The organism is Flavobacterium sp., assembly GCF_043779715.1.
Classification (GTDB): domain Bacteria; phylum Bacteroidota; class Bacteroidia; order Flavobacteriales; family Flavobacteriaceae; genus Flavobacterium.
The window spans coordinates 1-9680 of the sequence record NZ_JAYWDT010000067.1; the positions used below are offsets into that span (position 1 = coordinate 1).

Here is a 9680-nt window from a genome sequence, read left to right on the forward strand (position 1 = left end):
GTTTATGTTACTGAAAATATGGTAGGTCACAAATTAGGAGAATTTTCACCAACAAGATCATTTAGAGGTCACGCTGGAGCAAAAAATAAAGGTAAAAAATAAGAAGCAATGGGAGTTCGTAAAAGAGAAACAGCAGACGCAAGAAAAGAGGCTAATAAGTCTCTAGCCTTCGCGAAGTTAAATAACTGCCCTACTTCACCTAGAAAAATGCGCTTAGTTGCGGACTTGGTAAGAGGTCAGAAAGTGGATAGAGCACTTAATATATTAAGATTTAGCTCTAAAGAAGCTTCAAGAAAATTAGAAAAATTGGTTTTATCTGTTATTGCTAACTGGCAAGCAAAAAACCCTGACGCTAATATGGAAGAAGCAGGCTTATTTGTAAAAACTATCACTGTTGATGGTGGAATGATGTTGAAAAGACTTCGTCCAGCACCACAAGGTAGAGCACACAGAATTAGAAAACGCTCTAATCACGTAACAATCGTGTTAGAAGCTATTAATAACACACAAGCAAATTAATAAAGATGGGACAAAAGACAAATCCAATTGGAAATAGACTTGGTATCATCAGAGGATGGGACTCTAACTGGTATGGTGGTAATGACTACGGTGACAAAATCGCTGAAGACTACAAAATCAGAAAGTATATCCATGCTCGTTTATCAAAAGCTAGTGTATCAAAAGTAATCATCGAGAGAACTTTGAAACTTGTAACCGTTACTATCACTACTGCTAGACCTGGTATCATTATCGGAAAAGGCGGACAAGAGGTAGACAAGTTGAAAGAAGAACTTAAGAAAGTTACTGACAAAGAGGTTCAAATCAACATCTTTGAAATCAAAAGACCTGAACTAGATGCATTCTTAGTTGCTACTAGCATTTGTCGTCAAATTGAAAGCCGTATCTCATACAGAAGAGCAATCAAAATGGCAATCGCAGCCTCTATGCGTATGAATGCAGAAGGAATTAAAGTTTTAATTTCTGGTCGTTTGAATGGTGCTGAAATGGCACGTTCAGAAGGTTTCAAAGAAGGAAGAGTTCCTTTATCAACTTTCAGAGCCGATATTGATTATGCTTTGGCTGAAGCACATACTACTTACGGTAGAATGGGTATCAAAGTATGGATCATGAAAGGTGAAGTTTATGGAAAAAGAGATCTTTCTCCACTTGCAGGCATGGACAAAAAACAAGCTGGTCAAGGTGGTGGTAAAGGTGGAGATTCTCCAAGAGGCGATAGAAAACCTTTTAATAAAGGTGGAAAACCAGACGCTCGTAAAAGAAAGTAATTTTTAAAATTTAAAGAAAAATGTTACAGCCTAAAAGAACAAAATACCGTAAGGTACAGAAAGGTAAAATGAAAGGAAATTCTCAAAGAGGACATGAACTTTCAAATGGAATGTTTGGAATTAAATCTGTTCATGAAGATGGAATGTTTTTAACATCACGTCAAATCGAAGCTGCGCGTATTGCTGCAACTCGTTTTATGAAAAGAGAAGGTCAATTATGGATCAAAATATTCCCAGACAAACCAATAACAAAGAAGCCTCTTGAAGTACGTATGGGTAAAGGTAAAGGTGCAGTTGAATACTGGGCTGCTGTTGTTAAACCAGGAAGAATTATGTTTGAAGTTGGAGGAGTACCTTTGTCAGTTGCAAAAGAGGCGTTACGTCTTGCAGCACAAAAACTTCCATGTAAAACTAAATTCGTCGTTGCTAGAGATTTCGAAGCATAATAAATATAATTATGAAACAATTAGAAATTAAAGATCTATCTGCTGCTGAGTTACAAGCTAAATTAGTTCAGTTAAAGAAAACGTATAACGATATAAAAATCGCTCATGCAATTTCGCCAATCGAGAACCCACTTCAAATAAGAAGTTTAAGACGTTCAGTAGCAAGAATTGCCACTGAAATTAGCAAAAGAGAGCTACTATAATTTGTATTCTGCTAAAGATGGAAGATAAAAGAAATTTAAGAAAAGAAAGAATTGGTGTTGTTACTTCAGACAAAATGGATAAGTCTATTGTTGTTGCACAAGTAACTAGAGTAAAACACCCATTATATGGTAAGTTCGTGTTAAAAACAAAGAAATTTGTAGCACACGACGAAACAAACGACTGTAACATTGGAGACACAGTAAAGATCATGGAAACAAGACCTTTATCTAAATCTAAATGTTGGAGACTAGTTGAAATCATTGAAAGAGCTAAATAATTATGGTACAACAAGAATCAAGACTAAGAGTCGCAGATAACACAGGAGCAAAAGAAGTTTTGACTATCCGTGTATTAGGTGGTACCAAAAGAAGGTATGCATCTGTTGGAGATAAAATTGTAGTTTCAATCAAAGATACTGCCCCTAACGGAAGCGTTAAAAAAGGGTCTGTTTCAACTGCAGTTGTTGTACGTACCAAAAAAGAAGTGAGAAGAGCCGACGGTTCTTACATCAGATTCGACGATAACGCTTGCGTATTGTTAAATGCTGCTGGAGAAATGAGAGGAACTCGCGTTTTTGGTCCTGTAGCAAGAGAGCTTCGTGAAAAACAATTCATGAAAATTGTATCATTAGCGCCAGAGGTGCTTTAATTATTTATTAAGATGATAAAGTTAAAAATAAAAACAGGAGATATCGTTAGAGTTATTGCTGGAGACCACAAAGGTGCTGAAGGTAAAGTTGTAAAGGTAGATCGTGAGAAAAATAAAGCGATCGTTGAAGGTGTAAACATGGTTTCAAAACATACTAAACCAAGTGCAAAAAGCCCTCAAGGTGGTATCGTTAAGAAAGAAGCTCCTATTCAAATATCTAACATTTCTCTAATAGATCCTAAAACTAAGGAAGCTACAAGAGTAGGAATTAGAGTTGAAGGAGATAAGAAAGTAAGATTTTCAAAAAAATCTAATCAAGTACTATAGTAATGGCTTATATACCTAGACTAAAAGAAGAATATAAGAGTAGAGTTATCTCTGCTCTTACGGAAGAATTCGGTTACAAAAACGTAATGCAAGTTCCAAAACTTGAAAAAATCGTGATTAGTAAAGGAGTTGGTGCAGCAGTATCAGACAAGAAATTGATCGATTATGCTGTAGAAGAGTTAACGAAAATCACTGGACAAAAAGCGGTAGCTACTATCTCGAAAAAAGACGTTGCGTCTTTCAAATTGAGAAAAGGAATGCCAATTGGAGCAAAAGTAACACTTCGTGGAGAAAGAATGTATGAATTCTTAGACAGATTAGTTACTTCATCTTTACCACGTGTAAGAGATTTTGGTGGAATTAAAGCTACAGGTTTCGACGGTAGAGGAAATTACAACTTAGGAGTTCTTGAGCAAATTATCTTTCCAGAAATTGATATTGATAAAGTGAATAAAATCTCAGGTATGGATATTACTTTCGTAACATCTGCTGCTACAGACAAAGAAGCAAAGTCATTATTAACTGAATTGGGTTTACCATTTAAAAAGAACTAAGACATGGCTAAAGAATCAATGAAAGCCCGTGAGGTAAAAAGAGAAAATACGGTAGCTAAATATGCTGAGAAAAGAAAAGCTTTGAAAGAAGCTGGAGATTTCGTAGGTTTGCAAAAATTACCGAAGAATGCTTCACCAGTTCGTTTGCACAATCGTTGTAAATTAACAGGAAGACCAAGAGGGTATATGCGTCAATTCGGTCTTTCACGTGTTACATTTCGTGAAATGGCAAACAACGGATTGATACCTGGAGTTAAAAAAGCTTCTTGGTAAAATTCAATTAGAATTTCAAATTACGAATTTATATTAATACAAATTCGTAATTTGAGATTTTTAATTAAATAAGTATAAACTGGTTAAAGGTTCGTTTGATGAGTATCAAATGAAAACCATAACCGCAAATTGATACATAATGTATACAGATCCAATTGCAGATTATCTTACGAGAGTTAGAAATGCATCGAAAGCAAACCACAAAGTGGTTGAGATTCCTGCTTCTAACATGAAGAAAGAAATCACAAAGATTTTATTCGATCAAGGATATATCTTAAGTTACAAATTTGAAGACAACGCTGTTCAGGGTTCAATCAAAATCGCTCTAAAGTACGACAAAGTTACTAAAGAGTCAGTAATCAGAGATATTCAAAGAATTAGTAAACCAGGTTTACGTAAGTATTCAGGTTCTTCTACAATACCAAGAATCCTTAACGGATTAGGAATTGCTATAGTTTCAACTTCAAAAGGTCTTATGACTGGGAAACAAGCTAAGCAACTCAATGTTGGTGGAGAAGTAATTTGTTACGTATACTAATAATAGACTACTAGAAATGTCAAGAATAGGTAAAAATCCAATTGCAATTCCTGCTGGAGTAACTGTAGAAATCAATGATTCTATCGTTACCGTAAAAGGAAAATTAGGGCAACTTACACAAAACTATACCAACAATGTAACTGTAAAAGTTGAAGATGGTCAAGTTATTGTAGAAAGAGCTGCTGATAGCAAACAAGAAAGAGCTCAACACGGATTGTATAGAGCTTTAATCAATAACATGGTTGCTGGTGTATCTACTGGTTTTACAAAAGAGTTAGAACTTGTTGGAGTAGGTTATAGAGCGTCTAATCAAGGTCAAAAACTTGATTTGGCTTTAGGATTTTCTCACAACATCGTTTTAGAAATTGCTTCTGAAGTTACTTTAGAAACAATATCTGAAAAAGGAAAAAACCCAATTGTAAAATTAACTTCATTCGATAAACAACTTTTAGGTCAAGTGGCTGCGAAAATCAGAGGTTTCCGCAAACCAGAACCGTACAAAGGAAAAGGTGTTAAATTCGTAGGTGAAGTATTAAGAAGAAAAGCAGGTAAATCAGCTTAAAAATTAAGATTATGTCATTAACAAAATCTGATAGAAGACAGAGAATACAGTACAGAATTAGAAAGATTGTTAGCGGAACCGCTGCAAGACCTCGTTTATCTGTATTCAGAAGTAACAAAGAAATTTATGCTCAACTTATTGACGATGTAAACGGTGTAACACTGGCTACAGCATCATCACGTGAAAAAGGCGTAAACGAAGGTACTAAAATTGAAGTTGCAACTGCAGTTGGGAAACTAATTGGAGAAATTTCTTTGAAAGCAGGTATCGATACAGTTACTTTCGATAGAGGTGGTTATTTATACCACGGTCGTGTGAAATCATTAGCAGAAGGTGCGAGAGCAGCCGGATTAAAATTCTAAGAAATTATGTATCATAAATACAAAAACGTAGAGTTAGTAAAACCAAGTGGTCTTGAATTAAAAGATCGTCTGGTAAGTGTAAATCGTGTTACTAAAGTTACAAAAGGTGGTAGAGCTTTCGGTTTTTCTGCAATTGTAGTGGTAGGCGACGAGAACGGAGTGGTAGGACACGGACTAGGAAAATCTAAAGATGTTTCTGAGGCAATTGCGAAAGCAGTAGAAGATGCTAAGAAAAATTTAGTAAAAATTCCTTTAAGTGGACAATCAGTTCCTCACGAACAAAAAGGTAAATTTGGTGGAGCAAGAGTATTTTTAATGCCAGCTTCCCATGGTACTGGAGTAATTGCAGGTGGTGCCGTTCGTTCGGTACTTGAATCTGTAGGGATTCACGATGTATTATCAAAATCTCAAGGATCTTCTAATCCACACAACGTGGTAAAAGCAACTTTCGATGCATTATTGCAAATGAGAAGCGCTTACACAGTGTCTAGACAAAGAGGAATTTCATTAGAGAAAGTATTTAAAGGTTAATTCAAGGAAATTATGGCTAAATTATTAGTAAAACAAGTTAGAAGCAAAATCAACTGTCCACTTGATCAAAAAAGAGGATTAGAAGCTTTGGGTCTACGTAAAATGGGTCAAGTTGTAGAGCATGATTCAAATCCAACTATCCTTGGGATGATAAACAAAGTTAAACACTTAGTTTCTGTAGAAGAAGCTAAATAACCAAACACTGTTATGAATTTAAGTAATTTACAACCAGCTGAAGGTTCAACACATAATCAAAATAAAAGATTAGGTAGAGGAGAAGGTTCTGGAAAAGGTGGTACTTCTGCAAGAGGTCACAAAGGAGCAAAATCTCGTTCTGGGTATTCTAAAAAGATTGGTTTTGAAGGAGGGCAAATGCCACTTCAAAGACGTGTTCCTAAGTTTGGTTTCACAAACATCAATAGAATTGAGTATCAAGGTGTAAATCTTGACAATCTTCAATTACTTGTTGATAATGGTATTGTTACTGATACTGTTGATATGACAGTATTTATTACAAGCCGTTTGGCTACTAAAACTGAAGTTGTTAAAATTTTAGGAAGAGGTGAGCTTAAAGCAAAATTAAAAGTTAGTGCACATAAATTTACTGCTACTGCAAAAGCTGCTATTGAAGCTGCTGGTGGAGAAGCGATAGAATTGTAATTTTCTAAACGATGAAAAAACTTATTGAATCGTTTTTAAGCGTTTGGAAAATTGAGGAACTAAAAAACAGAATCCTAATTACATTAGGATTTCTGTTGGTTTATCGTTTTGGAGCACAAGTTCCCTTACCAGGTATTGATGTAACTAAATTAGCAAATTTAACAAGTCAAACTGATAAAGGAATTGGATGGTTAATAGACGTATTTACAGGAGGAGCTTTTTCACAAGCCTCTGTTTTTGCACTAGGAATCATGCCATACATTTCTGCTTCGATTGTTGTTCAGTTAATGGGAATTGCGATTCCTTATTTACAAAAACTTCAAAAAGAAGGAGAAAGCGGTAGAAAAAAAATGAATCAAATTACAAGATGGTTAACTATTGGTATTACATTAGTTCAAGGACCAGGTTATATTTATAACCTATACAGAACTTTACCACAAGATGCCTTTTTGTTAGGAAATTCTCCAGCATTTATTTTTTCTTCAGTAATCATCTTAGCTACAGGAACAATTTTTGCGATGTGGTTGGGTGAAAAAATTACTGATAAAGGAATAGGTAATGGTATATCATTATTGATTATGGCAGGGATACTTGCTAGAATGCCTCAAGCATTTATTCAAGAATTTTCATCTGTAACAACAAACAATACAGGAGGAATAATGTTAATTGTTCTTGAAATCATTCTTTGGTTATTGGTAATTATCGGTTGTATTTTAATAGTTATGGCGGTTCGTAAAATACCAGTTCAGTACGCTCGTCGTTCTGTAACAGGGGACTTAGAACAAGATTTACTAGGTGGAGACAGACAATTTATTCCATTAAAACTAAATGCTTCAGGAGTTATGCCAATCATTTTTGCGCAAGCAATTATGTTTATACCAGCTGCGGTTGCAGGATTGTCAAAATCCGAAACAGCACAATCATTGGCTTCAAGATTTCAAAATGTATTTGGTTGGGAGTATAATTTATTATTTGCTTTGTTAATCGTTATTTTTACGTACTTTTACACCGCAATTACAGTCCCTACTAATAAAATGGCAGATGATTTAAAGAGAAGTGGCGGATTCATACCAGGTGTTAAGCCGGGTGTTGAAACTGGCGATTACTTAGATCATATTATGTCTTTGATTACATTTCCAGGATCATTATGCCTTGCTTTACTTGCTGTGTTCCCAGCTATTGTTGTAAGTGTAATGGGTGTTCAGTCACAATGGGCACATTTCTTCGGAGGTACATCATTATTAATTATGGTTGGTGTTGTAATAGACACGGTTCAGCAAATCAATTCATATTTGTTAAACAAACATTATGATGGTTTAATGAAAAGTGGTAAAAACAGAAAAGCAATAGCTTAATATGGCAAAACAATCAGCAATAGAACAAGACGGATCTATCATTGAAGCATTATCAAATGCAATGTTCCGTGTTGAATTAGAAAATGGGCATATCGTTATTGCTCACATTTCAGGAAAAATGCGAATGCATTACATCAAATTATTACCTGGTGATAAAGTGAAACTTGAAATGAGTCCTTACGATTTGTCAAAAGCAAGAATTACTTATAGATACTAAAAAATGAAAGTAAGAGCATCAGTAAAAAAGAGAAGTCCCGAGTGCAAAATTGTACGTAGAAAAGGGAGATTGTACGTTATTAACAAAAAGAATCCTAGATTTAAACAAAGACAAGGATAATTATGGCAAGAATAGCAGGGGTAGATATTCCCAAAAATAAGAGAGGTGTCATTGCATTAACCTATATCTTCGGAATTGGTAGAAGCAGAGCTATTGAGGTTTTAGAAAAAGCTCAAGTTAGTCAAGACAAAAAAGTACAAGATTGGAATGATGACGAAATCGGTGGTATCCGTGAGGCAGTTTCTTTTTTCAAAATTGAAGGAGAATTGCGTTCAGAAGTTTCATTAAACATCAAACGTTTAATGGATATTGGATGTTACAGAGGAATCCGTCATAGATCTGGACTTCCATTAAGAGGTCAAAGAACTAAGAACAATTCTAGAACTAGAAAAGGTAAAAGAAAAACTGTTGCGAACAAGAAAAAAGCAACTAAATAATAAGTAGTATGGCTAAGGCAAGTACAAAAAAACGTAAAGTTATAGTAGAGTCAACAGGCGAAGCTCATATTAGTGCAACTTTTAACAACATCATCATTTCTTTGACAAACAAAAAAGGAGAAGTTGTTTCTTGGTCGTCAGCTGGTAAAATGGGCTTTAGAGGTTCTAAAAAGAACACTCCGTATGCTGCTCAAATGGCTGCTGAAGATTGTTCTAAAGTAGCGATGGAAGCTGGTATGAAAAAAGTGAAAGTATATGTAAAAGGACCAGGAAACGGGCGTGAGTCTGCGATCAGATCTTTGCACAATGCTGGAATTGAAGTAACAGAGATTATCGATGTTACACCTCTTCCTCACAACGGATGTCGTCCTCCTAAAAGACGTAGAGTATAATTTTATAATAGTAAGTATAAATAGGTAGAATTTAAGATTATCGAAGGATATGACCTGAATTCATAATCTCTACCTTAATTAAATTTTTAGAAATGGCAAGATATACTGGTCCAAGTACAAGAATAGCTCGTAAATTTGGCGAAGCTATTTTCGGAGATGATAAATCATTCGAAAAAAGAAATTACCCACCCGGACAACACGGGATGGCTAAAAAAAGAGGAAAAAAATCTGAATTTGCTATCCAGTTAATGGAAAAACAAAAAGCTAAATATTCTTACGGAATTTTAGAAAAACAATTCAGAGGTTTATTTAAAAAAGCTGCAGCTTCTAAAGGTGTAACTGGTGAAATCCTTTTGCAATTATGTGAAGCACGTTTAGATAATGTAGTTTTCAGAATGGGTATTGCTCCAACTAGAAGAGCAGCAAGACAAATCGTTTCTCACAGACACGTAACTGTAAATGGTGATCTTGTAAATGTACCTTCATACCATTTAAAACCTGGTGACAAAGTTGCTGTTCGTGAAAAATCTAAATCATTAGAAGCTATCGACCGTTCTTTATCAAATTCAAGTCATGTTTATGAGTGGATTACTTGGAATACTGCACAAATGGAAGGAACTTTTGTTTCTGTTCCAGCAAGATTGCAAATTCCAGAAAACATTAAAGAACAACTAATCGTCGAATTGTACAACAAATAATAATTGACATCAGTCTTATAATTTATGGCATTATTTAATTTTCAGAAGCCCGATAAAGTTATCATGATCGATTCAACCGATTTTGAAGGTAAGTTTGAATTCAGACCTTTAGAACCTGGTTACGGATTGA

Annotated in this window: 22 protein-coding genes and 1 pseudogene; all 23 read left to right on the plus strand. The window is 34.9% G+C overall.

Features of this window, described 5'->3' with window-relative positions; all coding sequences use genetic code 11:
* Positions 1 to 102 (plus strand): ribosomal protein S19 family protein (locus tag ACH2BG_RS03380; RefSeq protein ID WP_395046333.1); only part of this gene is annotated, 102 nt, incomplete at its 5' end.
* 6 nt (positions 103 to 108) lie between these two features.
* Complete coding sequence (rplV, locus tag ACH2BG_RS03385) at positions 109 to 519, plus strand: 50S ribosomal protein L22 (RefSeq protein ID WP_395046323.1); 411 nt, start codon at positions 109 to 111, stop codon at positions 517 to 519.
* Positions 520 to 524: 5 nt separating this feature from the next.
* Positions 525 to 1286: a 30S ribosomal protein S3 gene (rpsC, locus tag ACH2BG_RS03390; protein WP_011963464.1), complete on the plus strand. Its 762-nt coding sequence runs from the start codon at positions 525 to 527 to the stop codon at positions 1284 to 1286.
* A gap of 20 nt (positions 1287 to 1306) precedes the next feature.
* A complete protein-coding gene (gene rplP / locus ACH2BG_RS03395; protein WP_011963463.1) occupies positions 1307 to 1732 on the plus strand; it encodes a 50S ribosomal protein L16 in 426 nt (141 codons plus the stop codon).
* An 11-nt stretch (positions 1733 to 1743) separates the two neighbouring features.
* Positions 1744 to 1935: a 50S ribosomal protein L29 gene (gene rpmC / locus ACH2BG_RS03400; RefSeq protein ID WP_395046324.1), complete on the plus strand. Its 192-nt coding sequence runs from the start codon at positions 1744 to 1746 to the stop codon at positions 1933 to 1935.
* A 17-nt stretch (positions 1936 to 1952) separates the two neighbouring features.
* Positions 1953 to 2213: a 30S ribosomal protein S17 gene (gene rpsQ, locus ACH2BG_RS03405; RefSeq protein WP_395046325.1), complete on the plus strand. Its 261-nt coding sequence runs from the start codon at positions 1953 to 1955 to the stop codon at positions 2211 to 2213.
* A 2-nt stretch (positions 2214 to 2215) separates the two neighbouring features.
* Complete coding sequence (gene rplN / locus ACH2BG_RS03410; protein WP_011963460.1) at positions 2216 to 2584, plus strand: 50S ribosomal protein L14; 369 nt, start codon at positions 2216 to 2218, stop codon at positions 2582 to 2584.
* Positions 2585 to 2596: 12 nt separating this feature from the next.
* Complete coding sequence (gene rplX, locus ACH2BG_RS03415) at positions 2597 to 2911, plus strand: 50S ribosomal protein L24 (RefSeq protein WP_091476816.1); 315 nt, start codon at positions 2597 to 2599, stop codon at positions 2909 to 2911.
* Between the two features lie 2 nt (positions 2912 to 2913).
* Positions 2914 to 3465 (plus strand): 50S ribosomal protein L5, encoded by a 552-nt coding sequence (gene rplE / locus ACH2BG_RS03420; RefSeq protein WP_395046326.1) that lies wholly within the window; start codon positions 2914 to 2916, stop codon positions 3463 to 3465.
* Between the two features lie 3 nt (positions 3466 to 3468).
* A complete protein-coding gene (gene rpsN, locus ACH2BG_RS03425) occupies positions 3469 to 3738 on the plus strand; it encodes a 30S ribosomal protein S14 (protein ID WP_091476820.1) in 270 nt (89 codons plus the stop codon).
* 139 nt (positions 3739 to 3877) lie between these two features.
* Positions 3878 to 4276, plus strand: coding sequence for a 30S ribosomal protein S8 (gene rpsH, locus ACH2BG_RS03430; protein WP_395046327.1), 399 nt, complete (start codon positions 3878 to 3880; stop codon positions 4274 to 4276).
* Between the two features lie 16 nt (positions 4277 to 4292).
* Positions 4293 to 4838: a 50S ribosomal protein L6 gene (gene rplF / locus ACH2BG_RS03435; RefSeq protein WP_395046328.1), complete on the plus strand. Its 546-nt coding sequence runs from the start codon at positions 4293 to 4295 to the stop codon at positions 4836 to 4838.
* Between the two features lie 11 nt (positions 4839 to 4849).
* Complete coding sequence (gene rplR, locus ACH2BG_RS03440) at positions 4850 to 5200, plus strand: 50S ribosomal protein L18 (RefSeq protein WP_395046329.1); 351 nt, start codon at positions 4850 to 4852, stop codon at positions 5198 to 5200.
* Between the two features lie 6 nt (positions 5201 to 5206).
* A complete protein-coding gene (gene rpsE, locus ACH2BG_RS03445) occupies positions 5207 to 5731 on the plus strand; it encodes a 30S ribosomal protein S5 (RefSeq protein WP_091476826.1) in 525 nt (174 codons plus the stop codon).
* Between the two features lie 12 nt (positions 5732 to 5743).
* Positions 5744 to 5926 carry a 50S ribosomal protein L30 gene (rpmD, locus tag ACH2BG_RS03450; RefSeq protein ID WP_011963452.1) on the plus strand — a complete coding sequence of 61 codons (183 nt, stop codon included), beginning with the start codon at positions 5744 to 5746 and terminating at the stop codon, positions 5924 to 5926.
* Between the two features lie 12 nt (positions 5927 to 5938).
* Positions 5939 to 6391, plus strand: coding sequence for a 50S ribosomal protein L15 (gene rplO, locus ACH2BG_RS03455; protein ID WP_059013710.1), 453 nt, complete (start codon positions 5939 to 5941; stop codon positions 6389 to 6391).
* Between the two features lie 11 nt (positions 6392 to 6402).
* Positions 6403 to 7746, plus strand: coding sequence for a preprotein translocase subunit SecY (gene secY, locus ACH2BG_RS03460; protein WP_395046330.1), 1344 nt, complete (start codon positions 6403 to 6405; stop codon positions 7744 to 7746).
* A gap of 1 nt (position 7747) precedes the next feature.
* Positions 7748 to 7963, plus strand: a complete 216-nt coding sequence (gene infA, locus ACH2BG_RS03465) for a translation initiation factor IF-1 (RefSeq protein WP_007136545.1) — start codon at positions 7748 to 7750, stop codon at positions 7961 to 7963.
* A gap of 3 nt (positions 7964 to 7966) precedes the next feature.
* Positions 7967 to 8083, plus strand: coding sequence for a type B 50S ribosomal protein L36 (ykgO, locus tag ACH2BG_RS03470; RefSeq protein WP_008992256.1), 117 nt, complete (start codon positions 7967 to 7969; stop codon positions 8081 to 8083).
* Between the two features lie 2 nt (positions 8084 to 8085).
* Positions 8086 to 8460 carry a 30S ribosomal protein S13 gene (gene rpsM, locus ACH2BG_RS03475; RefSeq protein WP_395046331.1) on the plus strand — a complete coding sequence of 125 codons (375 nt, stop codon included), beginning with the start codon at positions 8086 to 8088 and terminating at the stop codon, positions 8458 to 8460.
* An 8-nt stretch (positions 8461 to 8468) separates the two neighbouring features.
* Entirely contained in the window at positions 8469 to 8852 is a 384-nt protein-coding gene (rpsK, locus tag ACH2BG_RS03480) for a 30S ribosomal protein S11 (protein ID WP_091476829.1), read from the plus strand.
* Positions 8853 to 8944: 92 nt separating this feature from the next.
* The gene (rpsD, locus tag ACH2BG_RS03485) at positions 8945 to 9550 is read left to right on the plus strand and encodes a 30S ribosomal protein S4 (RefSeq protein WP_395046332.1); all 606 of its coding nucleotides are present in this window, start codon (positions 8945 to 8947) and stop codon (positions 9548 to 9550) included.
* Between the two features lie 24 nt (positions 9551 to 9574).
* A pseudogene (locus ACH2BG_RS03490) lies at positions 9575 to 9680 on the plus strand (DNA-directed RNA polymerase subunit alpha); the annotation flags it as partial.